Below are 23,475 nucleotides of genomic sequence, written 5' to 3' on the forward strand. Positions count from 1 at the left end.
CAAAACTAGCGTCCGAGATTCTTTGGCAAGCACCCTAAACCCATCAAATAGCCATAAATCAGGCATCAGCCCCTAGACTGACGTGGTTGACCCTCTCAGAGAAATCCTCCATGAAACAAAACGAACTTCTTAGAAATGTTGCCATTGTCGCTCACGTAGACCACGGCAAGACCACCCTTGTAGACGCGATGCTCAAGCAGACCGGTGCATTTTCAGCTCACCAGGCTGTCGACGAACGAGTCATGGACTCTGGTGACCTAGAGCGCGAAAAGGGCATCACCATCCTTGCCAAGAACACTGCAGTCTCCTACTCGGGTCCTGCAGCTCAGGGCAAAACCATCACCATCAACGTCATTGACACCCCCGGTCACGCAGACTTCGGTGGCGAGGTTGAGCGCGGTCTCTCGATGGTTGACGGTGTGGTTCTTCTTGTAGATGCGTCTGAGGGCCCACTGCCCCAGACTCGCTTCGTGCTTCGTAAGGCACTTGAGGCTCAGCTTCCTGTAATTCTTTTGGTCAACAAGACCGACCGTCCAGATGCTCGCATCGATGAGGTTGTCGAAGAGAGCCACGACCTGCTGCTAGGTCTAGCTTCAGACCTTCACGACACTGTGCCAGATCTTGATGTCGACGCCATCTTGGACCTACCTGTCATTTATGCCTCAGGTCGTGCAGGTCGGGCATCGCTGAACAAGCCAGCCGATGGCTCACTGCCAGACTCAGACAACCTAGAGCCGCTATTTGAGGCGATTCTCAAGTACATCCCTGCACCCACCTACGACGAGAGCATCCCGCTTCAGGCTCACGTCACCAACTTGGATGCAAGCCCATTCCTTGGTCGTCTAGCCCTGCTCCGCATCTACAACGGTGAGATCAAAAAGGGACAGCAGGTTGCCTGGGTTCGCCAGGATGGCACCACCCAGACCGTAAAGATCACCGAGCTACTCGGCACCAAGGCTCTTGAGCGATTGCCAATTGAAAAGGCTGGCCCTGGTGACATCGTTGCTGTTGCGGGTATCGAAGAAATCACCATTGGTGAGTCACTCTGTGACCCAAATGACATTCGCCCACTACCGCTTATCAAGGTCGATGACCCTGCCATCTCCATGACCATCGGTATCAACACCTCACCGATGGCAGGTCGAGTAAAGGGTGCAAAGGTCACTGCGCGTTTGGTTAAGGACCGCCTTGATCGCGAGCTAATCGGTAACGTGTCAATCAAGGTGCTACCAACCGAGCGTCCAGATGCTTGGGAGGTTCAGGGCCGTGGTGAGCTAGCGCTTGCCATCCTGGTTGAGCAAATGCGCCGTGAGGGCTACGAGCTAACCGTTGGTAAGCCACAGGTTGTTACCAAGAAGGTCGATGGCAAGATTCACGAGCCAGTTGAAGACCTAACCATTGATACTCCTGAGGAGTTCTTGGGCTCGGTAACTCAGCTTCTGGCTGCTCGCAAGGGTCGCATGACCAACATGATCAACAATGGCACCGGCTGGGTTCGCATCGAATTCCGCGTGCCATCAAGAGGTCTGATTGGTTTCAGAACCGAGTTCCTGACCACCACAAAGGGCGCTGGTATCGCCAACGCTCTTGCAGCAGGCTATGAACCTTGGGCTGGCGATATTCAAACTCGCCAGAATGGCTCCATGGTTGCTGACCGTGCCGGTGTCGCTACCCCGTTTGCCATGATCGCACTTCAAGAGCGCGGCACATTCTTTGTCGAGCCAACCAGCGAGGTCTATGGCGGCATGGTGGTTGGAGAGAACTCTCGTGCCGATGACATGGAAGTAAATATCACTAAGGAGAAGCAGCTCACCAACATGCGTGCTGCCTCGGCCGATAGCTTTGTGGGTCTGACTCCTCCAAAGAAGCTTTCGCTTGAAGAGTGCCTGGAGTTTGCCCGTGAGGACGAGTGTGTCGAGGTAACCCCGGAAGCGATTCGCATTCGCAAGGTTGAGCTTGATCCAAACATTCGCGCACGCCAGGCATCTGCTCGCAAGCGAGCCAGCCAGTAGGGATAAGTTAGTTACATGGCTAACTTCAACCCACAGCGCTTGATGGTGGTTCATGCCCACCCGGATGATGAGACCATTTTCACCGGTCACGTCATTGCCCACGCGCTGAGGGCTGATGCTCAGGTGCAGCTGGTGACACTGACTCGCGGCGAGCGCGGAAACAGCAGAAACCCCAACCTGCGCTCACTAAATGGCAGCCCTGCAGACATGGCGAACTACAGATCTAACGCGCTGCTTCGTGCAATTGAGTCATTCGAGGGTCTCGAGCACACATTCTTTGGAACTCGGGCCTATCTGGAAACGAGTCAAGACTCAACTGGACTGGGCAAAATCTTCGATCGCGACCCGCTTTATCCCCTGACTCTCACTGGTTCGGGTGCAACCGTGGTGGCAGAGGAGCTTGTGCCGGTTCTGAAGAGATTTAGACCTGACACAGTTGTTACCCTCTCGCCCAAGAATCCCCACTCAGATCACAAGATGGCTTACAAAGCCGTCAAAAAGGCGATCAAGCTCCTCAAAACCTCCAGGCCCCCGAAGCACTTCGTTGTTGCAGAACCGGGTGATTCGGCAGAGGTTCGAATTGGTGATTCTTCAACCGCAAGTATCAAGAAGCACGCAATGGCCAGCTATGCGGACTTTGTAACAATTAGCGAAAACTCATTCGACTTTGGAACCGGCGAAATCAAGTTCTCAGAGCAGGAAAAGCTTCGTCTTGTCCGCTAGGGCCAGGCTCTCTCAAATCGCCTCAGGAGCCCTTTTGGGGGCTGCTATCGCGGTGCTAGGGACAGTCTTTCACCAGGCGTGGATCCAAGGTTTTCCCTACGGCCTGATGATTTCCTTCGGCCTGGTCGTCTGGGCGATGGTTTCACTCAGGCGAATTAGGAGCAGAATTCCGGCTTGGGCGTGCGTTGTGGTTTCTGGGGCATTTGTCTTTCTATTTGCCCAACCCAATACAGATGTCATGATCCCGGCAAACTTCTCAGGATTGGCATGGAGTTATGGGTCGATAACTCTGGCTGTCCTGATAGCGGCTTTCCCGAGGATCAGAGGACTCGGTCAGAGTTCGTAAAAAGTTCTAGCAATCTTGCTGACCTCGGATGCATTTGCCTTGCGCCTTATCGTCTCTCGATTCACGGTTGCGTTCATCGGGTCTTCTGAAAGCTCAAGGGCACGCAAAATCCCTGCGGCGACAATTCCGGGCTCGATTTGATGGATAGCGACCCCAGTCGAAGTAAACCACTCATCGCAACAAGCGGTGGCGGTTTGAACCGGGATGGCACCCATCGCCATGGCCTCCAATAGTGAGGTTGAAATTCCATCGCTCTCAGATAGTCCAATGTAGATTTTCGACTCGGCGAAAAGTTCCAGGACTTGTCTATGACTCATCGCACCCTTGGGGTAGATAGTGAACCTAAGACCGGTTCTTTTCTCAACCTCGCGCGCGTACCTGATGGTCTTCAAATTGGCTGAGTAAATGACCAACTCATAATCTGAAAGTGATCCTGAGATTGACTCAATCGCTTCCAGAGCCGTCACCGCTCGCCCCACCCAGCCTTGGTAGCCCTTGATGGCAATCTTGGATCGCGCATCGGACGGCCTCAAAGCTTGTTCCAGCTCCTGCTGACCGAATCCCCCAGCATTTGGGATAACAGGCATTGCTTTGCCAACAAATCCGAGTCGCTTGGCCAAGGCGACATCTCGACTGCACTCCGCCGAGTAATAGTCGGCAATCTTCAAGAGCTGTTTCAGCTTGGCCAAGTGCTGTGGAAACTGCTGGAACCAAAAAATGTCACTGCCCCAGTTGGTCACCATCAGCTTGAATGGGCGAGATCTATCGCCAAATGCCTGCAGCGAAATGTAACCGGCATTTTGAAGCTCTAGAGCGTGAACTAAATCTGGCCTAAAAGTCTTTGCAGCTATCCGGACTAGACTCCCACGAATCAAATTTCCAAAAAACTTGTCTGCAATCCAAAACGGAAGTCCGAATAAGCGAGAAAGCGGAAAGAGGTTGTAGCTGGCAGCGCCAGAGTTTCCAAGAAGGGCTTTTAGCTCGGGACGAATTCTGCGGTGTGGAGAGGATGGGAATAGCAGGAACTCATAATCTGTGTCTTTGAATTGAGCGAGCCAGCGAGCAGAGTGGATGCTGTCATACATACAAATAACGAGAATCTTTTTCACACACTCCCCCTCTCTAACTCTGGACAGGCTAGCGTCTTTGGCACTTAGGGCAGTAGTGAGAACCTCTGTTTGCCCAAGCATCGCGCTTTATCAAAGCACCGCATCGATTGCAGGGTAAGCCAGTCTGCCCATAGGCATTTAGGGACTGGGAAAAGTAGCCGCTCTCACCATTGACGTTCTTGTATTGCTCATCAAACGAAGTCCCGCCCTGCTCAACCGCCTTAGCTAGGACTTCCTTGGCAATTGATAAGAGTTCTAGGTGCTTCTTTTTGGTTATTGAACTGGCGGGCTTGTCGTAATGAAGCTTTGCTAGCCAGAGGGATTCATCGGCGTAGATGTTCCCGATGCCACTCAGTAGACCTTGGTCCAGAAGCACTCGCTTGATGCCAGAGTTTTTCTTGGTCATTTTGATGGCAACCTGGATGTCATCAAATAGCGGGTCAAGTAGGTCTCGGGCGATGTGGGAGACAGTGGTAGGGATGTAGGCGCCTGTGGGCGCTTCTGGACTAAACCCACCAGGACCTAGGTCCTTGGTCAAAACCAAGTCATCAAACATCAGACCACCAAAAAGTCTCTGATCAACAAATCGAATTTGCAGATCTTGCCCCGAGGTAGTTTCGACATCAATCACCACTCGAGTTTGGGGATCGGGTGCATGATCCGGGGTTCGTACCAATATTTGACCACTCATTCCCAAGTGACCAACTAGTGCTCGCGAGGTTGAAGTAGGCAGCCAAAGAAACTTACCTCGCCTAACAACAGACTCTAGTTGCGCCCCCAACACCTCAGTCTTAAAACCCTGGACTCCGCCTAAGTTCTTTTTGAGAGAGCGGGCATCCAAAACCTCAAGACCAGTCACCTTTGCCCCGACCAAGTGCTGAGCAAGACCAGCACGAACTGTTTCCACTTCTGGTAGTTCAGGCATCAGTTACTCAACAACTTCAAGGCCGCGATGGCAGCTTCGGTTTCAGCGCTTCGTTTAGTAGACGATTGCCCTTGAGCAACCAGCTTCGAACCGACAAAACACTTCGCCGTGTAGATCATTTGGTGATCCGGGCCTTCACCCTCAACTTCGTAACGAACATCCCCAAGATTTAGCTTTTGAGCCTTTTCAATGAGCGAGGTCTTGGGGTCTGCCATCTCTCGAATAGCGTCAGGATTTTCTAGAAGTGGCAGCACGAAGCGCTCAACAATTGACCTTGCCGATTCCATTCCTGAGGATAAATAGGCAGCTCCCAGGATTGCCTCAAAGGCATCGGCGAGAACATTGGTCTTTTTGCGGCCATCAGTCCTGGCCTCGCCCTTGCCTAGCCTGAGGTATTTACCCAGTTCTAGCTGAGTGGCGGCGGTTGCCAGTGCTTGCGCCGACACCACTGCATTCTTCAGCTTGGTCAGCTCACCCTCGGAAAGTTCGGAGTGCTCCTTAAAAACCGAAACGGCCACCAAGTACCCGAGGATTGAGTCCCCAAGAAACTCGAGCCGTTCGTTATCTGCTCCGCCTTTTTCGTAGGCGTAGGAGCTGTGGGTAACAGCAAGCTGCAAGAGCTCGGGGGTAATTTCAACCCCAAGCCGCTCTTGCAGCTCTGTTAGAGACATTGGTTAGGCGTCAGCGACCTTGCGGCCCTTGTACTCCATGTAGAGTTCGGTGCCAACAGAATCGGTTACAACCTTTGCGCGGTGAGGAAGGCTGTAGACAGTCTTGCCATTCTCAACGGTCTTGACCAGGGTTACAGGCTCTGCCTTCCACTGGGAACGACGAGCGTGAGTGTTAGCGCGAGACTTGCGGCGCTTTGGTACTGGCATGGCTACTCTTCCTTGCTTATAAGACCTTCTAGGGCACTAAACCTTGAATCAATCTTGGCTTCGTGCTTGTGATCCGGATTCTCACTCAACCTAAAACCACACTCAACACACAAACCAAGGCAATCTGGGCTGCATACGGGCTGGAAAGGAAGACTCAGAACCACCGAATCTCTTACGACCTGCTCTAAATCAATGTGATCGCCATCAACCAAGAGCTCGTCGTCCGAAGAAGAAGAATAGGCGAAAAGCTCCTGAAAATCCACCTCAATTGGCAGATTCATCTCGTCTAGGCAGCGAGAGCACTCGGTTTTAGCCTCAGTTAATACCTCACCTGTAGCCAAGATGCCCTCGTGAACCGACTCTAGGCGAAGATCAAGTTTCAGCCATTGCCCCTTGGGGACTGCCGCGTAACCGGTACCTAGCTCGTGATCCATGTCAAACTGCATGACAAGTTCACGCATCTCACCCGGGCGTTTGATCAGCTCATGGACTGGAATAGAAAACATAACCATGAAACCTTACTCGTTAGCTAAGGGCTCGAAGCACCGTTTTAGTGACATACGAAGAGACATCTCCCCCAAGCGAGGAGACCTGCTTCACAAGAGAAGATGAAACGTAGCCATAGCCCGGTTCTGATGGCAAGAAGACTGTTTCTATGCCAGATAGGTCGCGGTTCACCTGGGCCATCGGGATTTCGTATTCGATATCTCCAGCCGTTCTGAAGCCCTTGACTATTGCTCTGGCTTGCAGTCGCTGAGCGGCCTCCACCATTAGGCCTGACTCCACAGAGGAAACCGAGATTGCCCCTGGAATTCCCAGCTCTGCAACGGATTCTCGGATTAGGGCTTCACGCTCTGGAGCTGAGAACTTGGCGTTCTTGTCTGGGTTATGAACCACCAAAACATGCAACTCGTCAAAAAGCTTCGCGGCTCTAGCCAAAACTGATAGGTGACCAAGCGTCACTGGGTCAAAGGATCCCGGGTAGATGGCAACTGTCATGGCTACAGGCTACCCGCGAGCCAGGGCCTGTGCATCAATCTCTTTCAGCACAGTCTCTAACGCAGCGTCCAGGCCACTCTGGATCAGTTCCACTGCAAGGTCTCTGGTGTGTTCAATAAGCGCTGCATCTCTAGTTACCCTCAGCAACTTTAGCTGGGACCTGCCGCCTGATTGATTTGCCCCAAGCACATCTCCTTCACCTCTTAGCTCGAGGTCAACCTCGGAGAGCCTGAATCCATCCTGAGTTGACGCCACGGCATCGAGTCGCTGCATCGCTAAGCTTCCTGGCTCTGCAGCGGTGAGCATCAGGCAGATACCTGCGTGTGAACCACGACCTACTCGACCTCGCAACTGATGTAGCTGAGAGATACCAAACCGATCTGCGTCAAGAATCACCATGGCAGTTGCGTTAGGCACGTTTACCCCAACCTCAATAACGGTTGTGGCAACCAAAAGCTGTATTTCCCCAGCAGCGAAGGCCTGCATGACACTGTCTTTTGTGGCTGAATCGAGCTTTCCATGCAGCAATCCCATTGAAACGCCTACCAAACTTGGGTTTAGTTTGAGGGCTTCAAAAACCTCAACCGCAGAAGCTGGCGGCACCTTCTCCTCGAGCTCTATCTCTTCACTCTCACCCTCCTCGAAGCTGCCTGCTTCGATGCGAGGACAAACAACAAAGGCCTGCCTTCCGGCCGAGATTTCCTCTGCTACGCGGTGCCAGACCCTAGAAACCAACTTAGATTCAGAGACCGGCACCACATGACTAGAAATTGGCTGTCGGCCTGCCGGAAGCTCGGTCAACGTGGAAACATCTAGATCTCCAAAAACCGTTATCGCCATGGTTCTTGGAATCGGAGTTGCTGTCATGGTCAAAGTGTGGGGAGCAAGCTTGGCTTTAGCTCTCAAAGCTTCTCGTTGATTAACCCCGAACCTGTGTTGTTCATCGATAACCACCAGCGCCAAATCAGCAAACTCGGCCTGATTTGAAATCAGAGCGTGAGTTCCAACCACTAGCCGGGCTTTACCGCTTGCAACATCAAGCAGCGCTCGCTTCTTATCAGCAGCGCCGAGCTGGCCCGTGAGGAGGCGGAGTCCAATTTGACTTGAGAGCTCCTCGCCGAGGGTCTTTTGAATACTGGAGAAATGCTGACTCGCCAAAACCTCAGTCGGAGCTAGCAGTGCGGCCTGAAACCCAGCATCGATAGCGGTCAACATCGCTCGAAGCGCAACTACAGTCTTTCCTGATCCAACCTCGCCCTGAACCAGTCGGTGCATTGGATGCCCAGAAGCTAGATCCCGCTCAATCTCTTCGTTGACTATTCGCTGCCCTTGCGTGAACTCAAATGGCAAAAGTTTGTCAAAAGTACCGACCAGTTCACCAGGTTTCAGCTTGTGAGATTGCTGGTGCGAATTTGCAGCCCTTCTTTGACCAAGTCGAAGCTGCAACAAAAGTGCCTCACGAAACCTCAGTGAGTCTCGTGCTGACTGCCACTCTGGTTGGACTTTAGGTTGATGAATCTTTCTGATGGCATCATCAAAAGTGAGAACTCCCTCACTTTGGATTAGCTGAGGGTCTAGGTATTCATCTAGCGTCGGCAAGCTCTCCAATACGATCTGGACCGACTTTTGTATCTTCCAAGTCGTTAGAGTGCTTGTCGCCGGATAGATCGGTATCGGCAGTTCAGCCCAAGCCTCAGCTGCCTTCTGATCTAACTGTTCAAACAGTTCGTAGTCAGGGTGGGCAAGTTGCAACTTTCCCGAAAAGGATCCGATTTTTCCAGAAAATAACCCCCGGGCTCCCGGATGCAGATCTTTCTGACGCCAGGCCTGATTGAAAAAAGCAAGGGTGATTCGGTCTTTACCGTCGGTTACCAAGACCTCAAGTATTGAACCTGAGCGGCCCTTGATGTGCCTGACATTGGTGCCAACCACTTCTCCAACAACCGTGACCATCTCGCCGACTGGCAGGGTTGATAGTGGAGTTAGTTCACCGCGCCTTGAGTATCGCCTCGGATAGTGTGCGAGCAAGTCCCCTGCCGTGCTAATTCCGAGTTGCTTCTCAAAGGCCTTGGCGGTCTTATCGCCAAGGAATGAGGAAAGCTTCGATTGCAGGGTCACAAATGTAATCTTCGTCCAATCAAGGGCATGAATTCACTAGGCTCACACGAGTGAGCAGAATCATCTCTGGCCTGGCGGGTTCAATAAAACTAAAGACTGCCGCCAAGTCCACTCGACCAACGAGCGATCGAGTGAAAGAGAGCCTGTTTGGAAAGCTTGAAAATCTCGGTGTTCTCGAAGGAGCCAAGGTTCTTGATCTATACGCAGGATCAGGTGCATTAGGGCTTGAAGCTGCATCCAGGGGCGCATCTGAAGTGATCCTGGTTGAGAAAGATAAAGCCGCAGCCGAGGTGATCAAAGAAAACATTCGTTTGGTGTCAAAGGCCCTTGGTGCAAAGCCCCTGATTACCCTGCAATCCAAAGAGGTCAAGAAGTTCCTTGGGCAGCTAGCGGCGAACTATGACCTGGTCTTTATCGACCCGCCATACGAATTAGCAAATTCAGAAATCAGCGAAAATCTCGAGGCCCTGTTGCAGAACCTAGAGCGAGAATCCCTCGTGATAGTCGAGCGATCTTCTCGAAGCGAGGATTTCGCATGGCCCATCGGCTTTGAACTTGAAGACAAAAAAACCTACGGCGATACTGCCGTCTACGTTCTTCGCTTTAGTTAAATCGAGCGCTGGTTGTGTCCGGTGTAGACCTGCTGAGGCCTACCAATTCGAGTAGTCGAGTCGGCATTCTGTTCGCGCCAATGTGCAATCCAGCCAGGTAGACGACCGACTGCAAACAGTGGGGTGAACATGCGAGCTGGGAAACCCATCGCCTTGTAGATGACGCCAGTGTAGAAGTCAACGTTCGGGTATAGCTTGCGCTCGACGAAGTATTCATCCGCTAGCGCTGCGACCTCTAGCTCCTTAGCGATGTCAAGAAGCGGGTCAGAGACGCCTAATTCGTTGAGAACCTGGTCAGCGTGAGACTTTACGATTCGAGCACGAGGGTCAAAGGACTTGTAGACGCGGTGACCAAAACCCATGAGGCGAATGCCGTCTTCTTTGTTCTTGACCCGCTCGACATACTTCTGAACCGAGTCACCAGACTCGTGAATAAAGGTGAGCATGTCCAAAACCGCCTCGTTAGCTCCACCATGAAGCGGTCCTGATAGCGCGTTGATTCCTGACGCAACCGATGCAAAGAGGTTTGCTTGCGATGAACCGACCAAGCGAACGGTTGAAGTCGAACAGTTCTGTTCGTGATCTGCGTGCAAAAGTAGCAATGTGTCAAGAGCCTTTGTGACCACAGGATTCTGAACGTAGTCCTCAGCCTTGTTGCCAAAAGTCATCTTGAGGAAGTTCTGAACCAGTGACAGCTCGTTGTCGGGGTATATGAACGCCTGACCCATCAGTGCTTTGTGCGTGTAAGCGGCTAGCACCGGCAGCTTCGCAAGAAGCCGCATTGTTGATAGCTCGACTTGCTCGGGGTCTCTGGGATCGGTCGAGTCATCGTAGAAGGTAGATAAAACGGAAACTGATGCCGAAAGCACCGCCATGGGATGAGCCGAAGATTGGAATGTGTCAAAGAACTTCAAGACACTCTCATGCACCAAGGTGTGGTGACGAAGCTTCTGGTCGAATTCGGCCAATTGGTCTGAGGTCGGGAGCTCACCATAGATTAGGAGATAGGCGACGTCAAGGTACGTCTTGTGCTCGGCTAGCTGCTCAATTGGGTAGCCACGGTGGCGAAGAATCCCCTGCTCGCCGTCGATATAAGTGATGGCACTCTTGGTCGAAGATGTGTTTACAAAACCTTGATCGTATGAGCTTAGGCCTGTGGTTGCCATGAGCTTCGAGATATCAATTCCACCAGGGCCTTCAGTGGAGGGGATCACATTGAATTCGGCACTCAGATCGCCGTATTTAATTGATACCTTGTCGCTCGAACTCAATGCCACAGCTCCTTTTGGGACTCGCTTTTGCGCCTAGCCTAGAGCATTCAAAAGCCGCTCTGCGGCCCTTTGAATCTCATCATCAGTGGCAGTGATCGAAAATCTCACAAATTTTTTGCCAGCCTCGCCATAGAACTCTCCCGGCACCGCCACAATCCCAAGCTCAGCTAGTTCTTGAATGTCCTGCCAGCAGTCGTTTCCCCTGGTTGCCCATAGGTAGAGACCTGCCTCCGAGTTGGAGATTTCGAACCCAAAGGCCCTGACAGCTGGCAACAAGATGTCCCTGCGCCTGCGATAGATATCTTTTTGCTTCGCAACATGCTCATGGTCGCCTAAGGCTGCAGCGATAGCTTTTTGCACTGGCATCGGGACCATCATGCCTGAGTGCATGCGAAGGTTAACTAAGCCCTTGATTAGCTTTTCATCACCTGCAGCAAATGCAGCACGGTAGCCAGCAAGGTTGGATTGCTTGCTTAGCGAGTAAATCGAAAGAACGTTGTCCAGGTTGCCATCTGTGACTTCAGGGTCCAGCATGCATGGGATGTAGGTCTCATAATCCCCACCCCAGCCAAGTTCAGCGTAGCACTCATCATTGACAATGACTGCCCCCAGCTCTCGAGCCCTGGTGAGAGCCTTCCTCAGTCGCTCGACCGATAACACCTCACCACTTGGGTTTCCTGGGCTATTCAGCCAAATGAGCTTTGTGTTTTCGGGCCACTCGCTCGGTTCATCACCCACAAATACGTCAGCCCCGCAGAACTTTGCGCCAACTTCGTAGGCGGTGTAGGCATAGGTTGGCTGGACAACCAAATCGCCTGGCCCAAGACCAAGCATGAGCGGGAGCCATGAAATGAACTCTTTGGACCCGATGGTCAATAAGACCTGTTCAGGGCTAAGCCCAGGCGACCTGCGGCGCGTGGCGTACCAAACACAAACGGACTGTCGGGCTAAATGCTCTCCCCAAGTTGTTGGGTATCCGGGTGAGTCCGAGGCTCCGTCTAAGGCGTTTTGAATGACTTTAGGGGTTGGATCGACTGGGTTTCCAACTGATAGATCAATTGAGCCTTCAGGGTGTTGACTGGCCAACTCTCGGTAGGGCTTGAGTCTCTGCCAGGGGTACTCCGAAAGCCGATCGAACACTACTCGCCCTGTGGGGGTAGGGCAGAGACTAGAGGGTGGTCACCTGGAATCGGGCCAACCTTTGCAGCACCTCCTGGTGATCCAACCTCAGAGAAGAAATCAACGTTCACCCTGTAGTAGTCAGACCACTCGCCAGGAAGGTCATCCTCGTAATAGATAGCCTCAACTGGACACACAGGTTCACAAGCACCGCAGTCCACACACTCATCGGGGTGGATGTAAAGCATGCGGTCACCCTCGTAAATGCAGTCCACTGGACACTCGTCAATGCATGCCCTGTCTTTAACATCGACACATGGAAGAGCGATTACGTACGTCATGTTTCCAACCTCACCTTACGAGCGTCTCGACACTAAACTACCAGCATGGAGTCCAGTCTATGATTCGACCCAAGATACTCGTTGTGACTATTGCGACCGGCAAGTACCTTGGCTACTTCGAGCGAAATCTGCCTGGTTGGAGACGTGCATTCGGAGCTGCGGGCGAGGTCACCTTCCAGGTCCTAACTGACAGCATCAGGGAAGGGGGTCATAACCTCGGCCCGGATGTCGAGGTCATGTTTCAAAAGCAACTCGAGTGGCCTATGATCACGCTACTCCGATATGAGATTCTGCTGAGCCAGGTGAATTTCAGCTCATTTGACTTCGTGGTTTGGTTGGATGCCGACATGGAGGCCGTTGGCAATGTGCCCGCCTCGATATTTGAGCACCGCAGCATTGTTTTAGCGCGTCATCCCGGTTATGAGCTCCCGATAATTCGCCCAAGTCGAAAGTCTTGGCCAAGCCGAATTCTGAGCGTCATAGCGATTCTTATTCGCGCAAACACAGGTTATTTCGCCTTGGGTGACTGGGAGTGCAGAGAATCTTCAACTGCATTTGTCCCGCGCAAATCGAGAAAATCCTATGTCCACGGTGCAGTATGGCTTGGGCCATCCATGGAACTAAGGGAAATGTGCTCCCTTCTCGCTGAGCGGACTTCAGAGGACCTTAGGAATGGAATAATCGCCATCTGGCACGACGAAAGCCACCTCAACTGGTACGCCGCAAATTTCAAACCAGTTCTAGCGGATTTGGGATTTTCGGATTGGGAAGAATCAACGAACTTTGGCACCAGACCAACAATATTCTTGAGCCAAGATAAAGCGGTCCTGGACGCCGCTTTCAATGATGGGGACGGCGAGGACTTGAGTTGAGCCTTAGGTCAAGCTTGGGGATTATTTACACTGCGTTAAGGAAAAGCTTTTCAGGACCTCGGCAGTTTTGGGGTGTAGCTAAAGGCTCGACTGGTCCGAGAATTCTCATCGTTGCCCCAGGAGAAAAAACGATGCCAGTGGAGGGCTGGGGAGCGGTAGAGGCCATTTGCTTTGACCTTTACCGAGGCTTGAGTGGGCGCGGGCAAACCGTAGCGATGCTCAATTCCTGGAACATCCTCTACTGGTTCAAGGCGTTTGCCTGGGGCCCGACCGTGGTTGTCAATCACTACGACATTTTTTCAAAGGCACTTGGAATACTTTGCCGAGCATTCAGGATGAAGCTAATTACGGTTTCGCATTACGGATACGCAGGCTTTCCAGAGCTTTGGTCGAAGGAGACTAGAGGTGTCATGAAGGCGACTGCTGAGTCGGACTTGGTAGTTTGCCTCAGCAGGAAAATTCGTGATGTCTGGACACGTGAATTCCAGATCAAAAACTCAACCGTGATACCCAATTACGTAAAGGCCGAAGTTTTCCTCACAAAGAAGGCTGCCGCTCGAAGGTTTATTTGTGTAGGGAAAGTTGAACCTCGCAAGAGACAGGTTGATTTGGTCCAACTTCTGGGCGATGCGGTCAGCATTGAATTCGTAGGGGAGATAGTTGACAGCCGGTTCCACTCACTCCCTAAAAAGGCAAAAGAATGTTTTCTCGGGCCTTGGGATAGAAGTACCTTGGTGGAGAGGCTCTCTGATTACGAATATCTAGTACTCCCATCCGATGGTGAGGCGGATGCTCTAGTTCTTTACGAGGGACAGGCCGCCGGATTGGGTCTGATTTGTACTCCTGAATCAATGGGTGCACAAGATGACAATCTTGATTGGGTTCAAATTTCACCCTTGAGCGAAATGAAACATGTCCTTTTGCGCGCTCCCAAAATGACTGGAGCCCAGAGGGCTGAAATTCACACCCACGCCCGAGAGCACTATTCTCTTGAAAAATGGCTAGATGCGTGGCAACGCTGTATCGATAGCCTGGGCACCAAGTGAAATTCCTTCTGCGCGGAGGCCTAGGTAACAGGCTCTTCATAATCTCCGCGGCCGTTCACTTCAAGACTGCTTTCGGCCCTTCATGCATTGTGATTCCAAAAGGGCTGACACTGACTCCATTTGAAAGAAGGATCTGCACAGAGCTAGAGATTCTAGTAATGGAAGAGCGCCTCATTGATAAGGCACGGAGATCTGCTGAGACCAGATTACCTACCTGTTGTTCCAACGCTGTATCTTGGCCCAGATGGAAGCTACTAAGGCAGACGGGGTGCGTGCCAATCGACCAAATCGCAGGAAGCCACGGAGTTATTGGGTACTTCCAATGCGCCAATTATGCAGCGAACGCTTCGGACTGGTCTAGCTGGCTGGAAGACACTGTCATTTCGAATTCAAAAAGCATAATTCCGTCTCCAATCCCTAGAATCCAAAAAGTTGCGCTCCAGATACGACGCGGGGATTATTTAGCGCATCAGGATCTATACGGATATTTGCCTAAGGCGTATTTCGAACAAGCGATAGATAAACTTGGAGCGCGTCTAGGTGAATGCGTTGTTTTCACGGATGATGAGAAATTTGTCAGGGACGAGTTCCGTGATTGGATGCGAGAGGCGAAATTTGCGTCGCAGTACTTTAATTCCTCAGATTCAGTGGAAAACCTTTACCTGCTATCTCGATTTGACCGCCTTGTGATCTCCAACTCAAGCTTCGGCTGGTGGGGGTCTCACCTCTCGGGTGGTGAAACGGTTGCGCCAGCAATTTGGGCCCATCAAAGCGTCGCACCTTCAGGCGTGCTGAAAGACGACTGGAAGCTTATCCACGATTTCGTTACGTTCTGAAGTCGTAGACGGGTTCACACCTACAGATGCTCCGCAGTAGGAAACGTAAGTGTCCGATGGCGGAAGGCCGAATTCGAATGATGTCAACAACGAACAGCAGCATGACCTCAAGATATAAATGCCGCATCGAAAACACTTCAGGATACTTAGCCACTAGCCTCCTTCTCATGTAATTCCACTTCAGCGTGGAATGTATCGCTCCTAATCTGCCCCGGGAATCAGGGAAATGCTGTAAGCCAAGGTTGGGCTGAAGCAGTATCCGACCATGACTCTTGAAGCACATTTGGAAAGCGATATCTTCTGTGAGCATTCTGATTTCTGTGGGGAAGCCAACGCTTAGAAATACTTCAACATGTCCCGCCATGCAAAAGCCTGGGACCCAACCAACTTCTTCCAGTCGCGGTGGCGTTCTTCCCAGGTGAGCCAGAGCCCCTTTCGAAATCCAATTTGCCCTTCGTAAAAGGGGCAAAAACTTCCACCCAGCATCCATTTCTGAATCATTTGTCCCAATCAAATCTCGGGGGTTGGCAAGGACTGGAACCATAATTCGTTCAAGAAAATCTGGGGGGATTGAGACGTCGTCATCCAAAAATACAACTGTATTCGCCCCTAGTGCCGCAGCTCTTTCTAGGCCGATTTGCCGCTGAAAAGGCAGCCCAGGTAATGAATGGATAAAATGCAAGTTACGATCTGCGAGAACTAATCCCAAATTGTCGTCAGAGGAGTCAACGACGATAATGAAATCAGGCGGAAGCGTCTGGTTTGAGAGTAGTCCCAGCAACTGCGTTAGTCGATCCGGTCTGTTGCGCGAACAAACTACCGTTGCGACCGACATTAGCGAGCCCGAGTGCGAGCTACTGAGCTCGCCATCCTTTCCAAAAGTGCGCCTGCGCTGCAGTAGAAGCCAAGAATCGCAAAATGCTGGAAGAAAAATCACTCGCATCATAACCCTCAGGTATGCCATCAAATGCCGGAGCCTGTTCAGATATCCTTACAGCGGCGATTAGTGATGGTGCATCGAACGCCCAGCTAACCATCCTCATGGCTTCAGCGCGTTCCCCGGATTGGCGAAAACTCACTGCTTTAAAACCGAGTATCGTCGCCTCTTCGCTAATTGTTCCTGAGTCTGAAATCACGCACTTGGCACTCAATTGAAGCCTGTTGTAGTCGAGGTAACCAAATGGTTCGTGAAAGTTGAAGCCGGGGAGAGAATCACTAGATATTGCCTCCAGGCGTTTGCGAGTTCTGGGATGGGTGGAAACAAGTATCGGAAGATTCCACTCATGACGAACAGCAATCAACGATTCAAGGGCCAACTTCAGCCTTTGGGGCGAATCCACGTTCTCTTGGCGGTGAAGGCTAACGAGAAAGTACCCCCCCTTCTTCAACCCGAGGCGCTCAACCACATCAGAGGCTGCAATCTTGTCTTTGTAGTGCTCATAGATCTCTCGCACAGGCGAACCGGTTTTGTGAATAAAGCGCGGGTGAATCCCTTCGTTTAGAAGGTTCCGCATTGAATAGTCGTTGTAAGGAAGATTGAAGGTAGCGACGTGATCAACCATCTTTCGGTTGAGCTCCTCAGGAACGTTGTTGTCGAAGGACCTGTTGCCAGCCTCCATGTGATAAACGGGGATGTGCATGCGCTCTGCGACCACTGCAGCAATCGCCGAGTTGGTGTCTCCAAGAATCATCACGGCATCAGGATTCTCTTTGAGAAAGACCTCTTCGGACTTCTTTAGGGTGTCCCCCATCACGGTGCCAAAGGATGTGGTGTCCACGTTCAGGTAGTAGTCGGGTTTGCGAAGCTCAAGGTCTTCAAAGAAGACGTCATTTAACTGGCGATCGTAGTTCTGGCCGGTGTGAACCAAGATGTGATCGGTGTACTCATCGAGTTTCGGAATGAGCCTCGAGAGCCTGATGATCTCTGGCCTTGTGCCGACAATCGTGATTACTTTGAGTTTCTTCAACGTGCTAGCTCCTGGCGAACCTCGGGAATTGTAAGAAGTAGTTGCTTCACTCCCTCGACATCTAGTCTCTCGGTGTTATGTGAAGTGTAAGACTCAAGCTCTGGCGCTCTACTTTCGCCCTGCTCGAAAAACAGTGAGTAGTTGAGGTCTCGAGCATCGAGGGGCACTCTGAAGTATCCACCTCTATCCTCGGCCTTTACCCTCTCCTCAACACTGAGAAGCGACTCGTATAGTTTCTCTCCATGCCTGAATCCAATGTTCTGAATTTGATTCGCGTTTCCGCCGAACATTTCAATGAGGGCAATTGCAAGGTCCTGAATCGTTGATGCCGGAGCCTTTCTCACGAATAGGTCACCCGTTTCGGCGTTTGAAAACGCGTATTCAACCAGATCGACAGACTCAGCCAAGGACATCAGGAACCTTGTCATAGTCGGATCCGTGATGGTCACGGGTTTTCCGCTCTTGATTTGTGAAATGAACAAAGGAATGACAGAACCCCTGGAATACATCACGTTTCCATAGCGGGTAACTGCAATTGTGGTTTTTGAATCCTGATAGTCGCGTGCGAACGCCATCGCAGTCTTTTCCATCAATGCCTTTGACATACCCATGGCATTTATCGGATAGACGGCCTTGTCTGTACTTAGACAAACAACACCGGAAACCTCGTTCTCTATTGCCGAGCGCAACACATTGGCCGAGCCGTTGATGTTTGTTTTCACCGCCTCCAAGGGGAAAAACTCAGCCGATGGGACCTGCTTGAGGGCAGCCGCATGGAATATCAAATTTGAGCCTCGGACAGCACGCTCAACTGATTCAGGATCGCGGGTGTCTCCGATGTAGAACTTCACTCGACTGTCGCCAAGGGCATGACGCATGGCGTCCTGCTTAGCCTCATCGCGACTTAGGATGCGAACTTCCTCCACACCCCTGGTAAGCAAATGTCTCGCCATGGTTGAACCAAACGATCCAGTGCCCCCGGTAATGAGAACCGTTGAGCCGTCAATCTTTTGAGTCATGCTTCCCCTCTTGCTACCGCACTAGTTTGCCAGTTCAGCGCAAAGTTCCTCGACCATTTGAGCAACAGTCGGAACCTCGGGGTAACCAGCTGCCATAAAAAGCGCCTTATTTCTCGACTGGTTTTGCGTCGACAGAGTTCTGTCGACTCGATGGGTCGCCTCGGTGGAAGTAACCACAACATCGGATCTGCCTAGTGCGCTCAGTTCGAATCGAACTAACTCGTCCTTTGTCAATTTGTCTTTAGGAACGAGGTGTTGGATTCCCGGAGAGAACAGATTTTGTTCGACAATCGCTCTTGCAATTTTGGCAAAGGCGGCTGAGCTTAGGCCGTTCCAGACGTGGTTGGTAAAGCCATTGATGTGGGAATTTGCAGGCTGTTGTCTAACCCACTCAAAGAATAGAGAATTGCGTCCAAGCTCAGGGCCAATCAAGGAGCAACGCAGGTGCATCACCGAATCCGAGGGAGATTCCCCCAAGCTCTTGGTTTTGCCGTAAACGTCGAGAGCGTCATGCTCTGCATCCTCAGCGTATGAGCCGACCTGCCCAGAAAAAACACAGTCTGTCGCTACCTGAATGACCTTGACTCCGAGCTTTTCAGCATATAAGGCAAGCTGGTTGGGGAAATCAACGTTTAGGCGGACTGCAAGAGCCCTGCTAGGAATCGATGACTCATCGATGCGCGCTTTAGTTAGGCCCACGCAGTTGATGACAAAATCACCTTCACCAATCCCGCTGCGAGTAAGCAGATCGCTTACCTCAAGATTTCTGGCATCAAAAGCAACTCCACGAGTCCTCGACGCCTCTTCCACGTTTGCACCTGCACGAAGGAATTCTGAAAAAACTGCAGAGCCCAACATTCCAGTCGAGCCAAGCACTAAAACCTTAGGCACTCTGCGCCACCTCTCTGCATCGTTTCTCGAATGCCTCTATCGAGCGACTCAGCGTGAAACGCTCTAAATCTAAGTCAGCGCTGTTTTCCGAGCCTTCTCCTGTCCTGCACCACGCTATTGCCGATTCGATTACCTCTTCCGCGCTACTCACGAGTGTTAACCGGGAACCTGAGCCGAAAGTCTTCTCAAGTCCATCTAGCCTGGTTGAAACAACCGGCAATCCTGCAGCTAAGTACTGAATCACCTTGTTAGGGATTGCAGCGTTGGCAACCAGGCTGCGGTGCATGGGGTTGATTGCAATATCTGCAATCTTTAGATAGCCGGGCAAATGTTCGAATGATATGAATCCCGTAAAGGTAACCCGGTTTTCAATACCGAGCTCTGAAACCAGCTCCCGCAACTCCTTATCCTGCTCTCCCCCGCCGATTAGTACCAGATGCTCTTGACCTTCAGACCTGGCAAAAGCTCGAATTACTTCTGGAAGCCCCGAGAAATAGAAGAAACTACCCATGTAGAGAATCACCTTGGAATCCTTAGCAATCCCAAGGGATGCCTTCAATCCAGAAGGTGCAAGTGACGTCTCAAAGCGCTGAAGATCAATCGGTGGCCATTCAACTGATGCTCTCTGAGATTTGGCACCCATCGAAACGCAATACTGGAGCATTGCGGGATTATTCGCACTCAACCAAGTCGATCGTCGATAGACGCGTTTCTCAGCAAGATAGATCAACTTTGAAAAGATGCCGGTTCTGATCTTGTGGGAGACATCAAGGGCTCGAAACAGGACCGGGACTTTAGCTCGCCTGGCGGGTGGGATCAACTGCCAACCTTGAGTAGGTACAGAGAAGCTGACTATCAGATCTGGCTTGAAGTTGGATATTACGGCCTTCGCTAACCCACCGGCCTTAATTGCCGTCACAAGCCTCCCTATTAAGCCACCGCCTAATTGGGGAGTAAAAAGCGTGATTCTTGAGGAATTAACCACCCGGCCTTGAATCGCAGTCTTGAATCCAAGCTCGGAAATTTGCTGCTTTGAGTACCCCTCAGGAAAGTGCCAAAACGCAACTTCGTGACCGTTGGCAGCAAGGTGCTCTGGGAATTCATGCATCTCATAGATTGGCTTGGTGAGGTAATTCACCTCATGGACAAAGAGAATCCTCACCTAACGCCTAGCCCTTGAGCTTGTAAAGCTTGTAGCCGTCGCCCTCGATAACTTCTTCGAAGTCACCGACTGCACCCAAATCACCAACAGAAATGATGAACCTGGTGCCTTCAGGGGCAAGAGTTGCGTCGTACTGAGATCCAGGGCCAAAGAGTTCGTATGGCATGTTAGCGACGTCAGCCCAGATGGCCACGTTGGTTGCTTCGAAGCGAGAACCAGCCAGGACCAGAGTGTCTTCGCGATCAGCTTCGGACCAGTTTGCATAAACAAACTGACCAGCCTTGTCAGCTGCATTTGGAGTAGCTCTAAAGCCTTGGTACTGATCCTGAATCTGCCACCCAGTTCCCACCATCGAGAACGGCAGGATCAAAACAAAAGTCCACTTCAGAAACTTTGGTGCAACTGCGAAGATCAACAAAGCGAGGGCTGAGGTTAGCGCAACGCCATTCAGCACATCTTGATTCACAACCAACCCCGCAAGATTTGGAGCGTCTGCAATTTGGATGGTCAAAGTGCCAAAGAAACCAGAGAAGGCTGGAGTTATGAGCGCTCCGACAAGTATCACCAGCGCCCAGCGAATGAATACGTTCACGTTGTCTGCGAGGCCCTTCACGACAACCGCGAGTCCGGCGAGAGGCACGATCACGAACAGGAAGTCGTAGTAGCGCAAGAGAACACGCGTCGTGTGGTCGTCACCACCACCGGTAATCCACCCGGTAAACATGACGATTTCCACCATGAGGCTGAAAAGCCAAATAAATGCGAACAAGGCAAGTGCGGTGGTCGGGGTTAGCTCCCGAGCCCTAATCAATGCCACGAGACCGACGATTAGACCAATAATCGCAATGCCCATCAGGGAAAACACTGTTAGGAGGTGAGTGTTTAGTTGAATTCCGAACAGTCCCACAACACCGTTCATTGCACCAGATCCGACGATGCTAGTCGCTGCACCGGTGGCTGGATCAGTTGCACCACCGGTTGACGCACCCTTGGTCACTTCTTCGACGACACCCGAGCCCAGGTAAACACCAAAGAATCCCAGGGCCTTAGGTCCTGCAATAGCAAAACCAATAACCACACGACTCAGAATTGCTGCGCCTGCGATTGCACCGACAGATACCAATAGAGGCTTATAGCGAAGCCTTGCTTGAGTTAGGCCGACAACGACCATGAAGATGCCGACTGCGATTGCAGATAGCCAGGCGTGAGGCTTGATGAGCGATGTGAGTCCAATAAGGCCGCCGACTATTGCCCAGTTCTGCCAGGTGAAGTTTGTTGCCGCCTTCAACACGGCAAGCAGAACCAACCCGAGGAAGAAGAAATACATCGACTCGGGTAGGAACATCGAAGTGTAGACACTAAGTGGGCTCAACCCCGCTGCAATTGTGAATGCATAAGCTGGCCAGAAACCCATCAGTCGCTTGGCAACTAGAAAGATGATGAAGATGAACCCGAGAAAGAAAAATAGATTGAGGTACTTGCCGCAGGTGTAAAAGCTCGATCCACAAAGGTTGGTGGAGCTATATACCAAGTTGAACAGGTAGTTAGAGAAGTCACCTGCCGGAGACGGATCCCATGGGGCCGCCTTTCTGGCATTGATTGAATACAGGTACTCATCACCCAAGATCGCAGGGTTGACCATCCAGACGCGCGAGTAGATCCAGCCACCCAGGATGACCAAGGTTCCCAGCATCAACTGGTTCTTCCAGTCTTTGATGAAAGTGACGAAGTTATTCAAGGTGTTACCTATCTTCTCTGCTTGGGAACTTTTGGTTCCGACTGGACATCGTAGGAGAGGAAGGAGAGTAGTAGCTGCACTCCCAAAATGATTCCGATAGCTGCCAAGGTGACCTGACCAGCCGTGGTCGCTCTACCTGCAGAGGCCGCCTCAATATAGCTAGCAAGACCAAACCAAATTCCAAAAGTTAGCATGCCGATACCAACAGGGAGTTCGATGCTTGCGACCGACCACTCCCTCAAGTAGTAACGGTAAAATACTCGCTTGAGTAGGTTCACCGTGTGACGCCATGGAAACTCAACGAGAACCTTACGGATCTTTAGGTGACTCTTCTCATCCCCATAAACAGCCTTCATAGGAATGTCTGCGACAACGGCGTTCACGATACTCAGACGGAACAACAGGTCGGACTCAAAGAAGTAGGACTTTCGAAGTTTGTCTAGGTGAATGTTTTCTAGAACTCTCCGATGAATTGCGGTGAATCCATTGGTTGGGTCGGTTACCGACCAATAACCTGTGGATAGCTTTGACCATAGCGAAAGCACCGCATTGCCAAAAATACGCACCCGCGGCATTTCGTAGAGATCCTCGAGGCTGTCGAAGCGATTTCCCTTGGAGTAGTCGGCCTCGCCGTCAACCAGCGGGCGAATAAGCCTGGGTATCAGCCTTGGATCCATCTGACCATCGCCATCAACCTTGACCACGATGTCTGCTCCCGCTTCAAGAGCAGCTCGATAGCCAGTGATTACTGCACCACCCACACCTTGATTTTCAGAGTGGGCAAGAACAGTTACTCGCTTGTCTTTGGAGTGCTTCTTGACGAATTCACCTGAGTTATCAGGACAGGCGTCATCAACAACAAAAATCTGACCGACCTCAGGGCCGATTAGCTTCAGAACATCAAGAATGTGATTCGTAACACGATACGAAGGGATCACAACAGCAACAGCGCTCATTTCCCCTCCAATCGCTCTCTGAATTCTAGTAACCCAGGCTCAAAAGGCTGGGATTACCAGTCTTTACCTTTGGTGGACATCGCTCTTGCCGCTTCGCGCTTGTCTTGCTGCTCTTTCAAAGTCTGACGTTTGTCCCAGTCTTTCTTACCCTGAGCAAGGGCAATTTCAACCTTGGCCCTACCGTCTTTGAAGTAAAGCGACAAGGGGACAATCGTCAAACCAGATTCCTTGACTTTGCCGCCGAGCTTGTTGAGCTCGGCCCGATTTAGAAGCAGTTTGCGCCTGCGGCGAGTGGCGTGATTAGTCCAGCTCCCAGCAAGGAACTCGGGGATGTGGACATTCTCAAGCCAAGCTTCTCCCCCATCGATGGTTGCATAACCATCGATTAGGGATGCGCGCCCAGCACGCAATGATTTAACCTCTGTTCCAGTTAGCACAAGGCCGGCCTCATACACGTCCAAAATGTGGTAATCGTGTCGGGCCTTGCGATTGGATGCAACCAACTTTTGGCCGCGTTCCCTGGGCAAGATGTGCTC

General features: G+C 51.5%; 24 protein-coding genes. 6 read left to right on the forward strand and 18 right to left on the reverse strand.

The features are described from left to right. Positions 1-110: 110 nt before the first annotated feature. Together typA and OO713_RS04440 are read left to right on the forward strand one after the other, a co-directional pair. Positions 111-2,012 carry a translational GTPase TypA gene (gene typA / locus OO713_RS04435; protein ID WP_264784898.1) on the forward strand — a complete coding sequence of 634 codons (1,902 nt, stop codon included), beginning with the start codon at positions 111-113 and terminating at the stop codon, positions 2,010-2,012. Positions 2,013-2,027: 15 nt separating this feature from the next. Continuing rightward, complete coding sequence (locus OO713_RS04440) at positions 2,028-2,735, forward strand: PIG-L deacetylase family protein (protein ID WP_264784899.1); 708 nt, start codon at positions 2,028-2,030, stop codon at positions 2,733-2,735. Positions 2,736-2,831: 96 nt separating this feature from the next. On the opposite strand, the gene OO713_RS04445 is transcribed toward OO713_RS04440, so the two are convergent. The 8 genes from OO713_RS04445 to OO713_RS04480 all read right to left on the reverse strand — a co-directional run bounded on the left by OO713_RS04445 (position 2,832) and on the right by OO713_RS04480 (position 9,110). Continuing rightward, on the reverse strand, positions 2,832-2,975 hold the full coding sequence (locus OO713_RS04445) for a hypothetical protein (RefSeq protein ID WP_264784901.1): 144 nt from the start codon (positions 2,973-2,975) through the stop codon (positions 2,832-2,834). Between the two features lie 93 nt (positions 2,976-3,068). Further along, positions 3,069-4,190: a glycosyltransferase gene (locus OO713_RS04450; protein ID WP_264784902.1), complete on the reverse strand. Its 1,122-nt coding sequence runs from the start codon at positions 4,188-4,190 to the stop codon at positions 3,069-3,071. A 28-nt stretch (positions 4,191-4,218) separates the two neighbouring features. Further along, positions 4,219-5,115: a bifunctional DNA-formamidopyrimidine glycosylase/DNA-(apurinic or apyrimidinic site) lyase gene (gene mutM, locus OO713_RS04455; protein ID WP_264784903.1), complete on the reverse strand. Its 897-nt coding sequence runs from the start codon at positions 5,113-5,115 to the stop codon at positions 4,219-4,221. Continuing rightward, the gene (gene rnc, locus OO713_RS04460; protein WP_264784904.1) at positions 5,115-5,786 is read right to left on the reverse strand and encodes a ribonuclease III; all 672 of its coding nucleotides are present in this window, start codon (positions 5,784-5,786) and stop codon (positions 5,115-5,117) included. Before rnc ends, mutM begins: the two co-directional genes overlap by 1 nt. A gap of 3 nt (positions 5,787-5,789) precedes the next feature. Then, entirely contained in the window at positions 5,790-5,993 is a 204-nt protein-coding gene (gene rpmF / locus OO713_RS04465) for a 50S ribosomal protein L32 (protein WP_264784905.1), read from the reverse strand. Between the two features lie 2 nt (positions 5,994-5,995). Beyond that, the gene (locus tag OO713_RS04470; protein WP_264784906.1) at positions 5,996-6,499 is read right to left on the reverse strand and encodes a DUF177 domain-containing protein; all 504 of its coding nucleotides are present in this window, start codon (positions 6,497-6,499) and stop codon (positions 5,996-5,998) included. Between the two features lie 19 nt (positions 6,500-6,518). Continuing rightward, on the reverse strand, positions 6,519-6,992 hold the full coding sequence (coaD, locus tag OO713_RS04475; protein WP_264784907.1) for a pantetheine-phosphate adenylyltransferase: 474 nt from the start codon (positions 6,990-6,992) through the stop codon (positions 6,519-6,521). Between the two features lie 9 nt (positions 6,993-7,001). Next, entirely contained in the window at positions 7,002-9,110 is a 2,109-nt protein-coding gene (locus OO713_RS04480; RefSeq protein WP_264784908.1) for an ATP-dependent DNA helicase RecG, read from the reverse strand. Between the two features lie 50 nt (positions 9,111-9,160). On the opposite strand from OO713_RS04480, the gene rsmD reads away from it, so the two are divergent. Beyond that, positions 9,161-9,721 (forward strand): 16S rRNA (guanine(966)-N(2))-methyltransferase RsmD, encoded by a 561-nt coding sequence (rsmD, locus tag OO713_RS04485; RefSeq protein WP_264784909.1) that lies wholly within the window; start codon positions 9,161-9,163, stop codon positions 9,719-9,721. Here the strand turns inward: rsmD and OO713_RS04490 are convergent. The 3 genes from OO713_RS04490 to fdxA are packed head-to-tail and all read right to left on the reverse strand — an operon-like array spanning position 9,718 to position 12,452. Continuing rightward, the gene (locus OO713_RS04490; protein ID WP_264786439.1) at positions 9,718-10,992 is read right to left on the reverse strand and encodes a citrate synthase; all 1,275 of its coding nucleotides are present in this window, start codon (positions 10,990-10,992) and stop codon (positions 9,718-9,720) included. The two genes, rsmD and OO713_RS04490, sit on opposite strands and share 4 nt — an antisense overlap. 33 nt (positions 10,993-11,025) lie before the next feature. Further along, entirely contained in the window at positions 11,026-12,132 is a 1,107-nt protein-coding gene (gene dapC / locus OO713_RS04495; RefSeq protein WP_264784910.1) for a succinyldiaminopimelate transaminase, read from the reverse strand. Next, complete coding sequence (gene fdxA / locus OO713_RS04500; RefSeq protein WP_264784911.1) at positions 12,132-12,452, reverse strand: ferredoxin; 321 nt, start codon at positions 12,450-12,452, stop codon at positions 12,132-12,134. The genes dapC and fdxA overlap by 1 nt, the downstream gene beginning before the upstream one ends. 59 nt (positions 12,453-12,511) lie before the next feature. Here fdxA and OO713_RS04505 point away from each other — a divergent pair, with 59 nt between their 5' ends. The 3 genes from OO713_RS04505 to OO713_RS04515 are packed head-to-tail and all read left to right on the forward strand — an operon-like array spanning position 12,512 to position 15,206. Continuing rightward, entirely contained in the window at positions 12,512-13,324 is an 813-nt protein-coding gene (locus OO713_RS04505) for a hypothetical protein (RefSeq protein WP_264784912.1), read from the forward strand. 14 nt (positions 13,325-13,338) lie between these two features. After that, on the forward strand, positions 13,339-14,370 hold the full coding sequence (locus OO713_RS04510) for a glycosyltransferase (RefSeq protein WP_346659304.1): 1,032 nt from the start codon (positions 13,339-13,341) through the stop codon (positions 14,368-14,370). Further along, positions 14,367-15,206 (forward strand): alpha-1,2-fucosyltransferase, encoded by an 840-nt coding sequence (locus OO713_RS04515; RefSeq protein WP_264784914.1) that lies wholly within the window; start codon positions 14,367-14,369, stop codon positions 15,204-15,206. Before OO713_RS04510 ends, OO713_RS04515 begins: the two co-directional genes overlap by 4 nt. An 854-nt stretch (positions 15,207-16,060) precedes the next feature. Here the strand turns inward: OO713_RS04515 and OO713_RS04520 are convergent. From OO713_RS04520 to smpB, 7 genes are read right to left on the reverse strand one after another with little or no spacing between them, the layout of a single operon-like run. Continuing rightward, a complete protein-coding gene (locus OO713_RS04520) occupies positions 16,061-17,173 on the reverse strand; it encodes a UDP-N-acetyl glucosamine 2-epimerase (protein ID WP_264784915.1) in 1,113 nt (370 codons plus the stop codon). Next, positions 17,170-18,192 (reverse strand): SDR family NAD(P)-dependent oxidoreductase, encoded by a 1,023-nt coding sequence (locus OO713_RS04525; RefSeq protein WP_264784916.1) that lies wholly within the window; start codon positions 18,190-18,192, stop codon positions 17,170-17,172. The genes OO713_RS04520 and OO713_RS04525 overlap by 4 nt, the downstream gene beginning before the upstream one ends. Positions 18,193-18,213: 21 nt before the next feature. Beyond that, positions 18,214-19,083 (reverse strand): sugar nucleotide-binding protein, encoded by an 870-nt coding sequence (locus tag OO713_RS04530; RefSeq protein WP_264784917.1) that lies wholly within the window; start codon positions 19,081-19,083, stop codon positions 18,214-18,216. Next, positions 19,076-20,245: a glycosyltransferase gene (locus OO713_RS04535; protein WP_264784918.1), complete on the reverse strand. Its 1,170-nt coding sequence runs from the start codon at positions 20,243-20,245 to the stop codon at positions 19,076-19,078. Before OO713_RS04535 ends, OO713_RS04530 begins: the two co-directional genes overlap by 8 nt. 7 nt (positions 20,246-20,252) lie before the next feature. Continuing rightward, positions 20,253-21,983, reverse strand: coding sequence for a glycosyltransferase family 39 protein (locus OO713_RS04540; RefSeq protein ID WP_264784919.1), 1,731 nt, complete (start codon positions 21,981-21,983; stop codon positions 20,253-20,255). An 8-nt stretch (positions 21,984-21,991) separates the two neighbouring features. After that, a complete protein-coding gene (locus OO713_RS04545) occupies positions 21,992-22,939 on the reverse strand; it encodes a glycosyltransferase family 2 protein (protein WP_264784920.1) in 948 nt (315 codons plus the stop codon). Positions 22,940-22,992: 53 nt separating this feature from the next. Then, the gene (gene smpB / locus OO713_RS04550; RefSeq protein ID WP_264784921.1) at positions 22,993-23,466 is read right to left on the reverse strand and encodes an SsrA-binding protein SmpB; all 474 of its coding nucleotides are present in this window, start codon (positions 23,464-23,466) and stop codon (positions 22,993-22,995) included. Positions 23,467-23,475: the final 9 nt, after the last annotated feature.

Source organism: Aquiluna sp. KACHI24 (assembly GCF_025997915.1).
Lineage (GTDB): Bacteria > Actinomycetota > Actinomycetes > Actinomycetales > Microbacteriaceae > Aquiluna.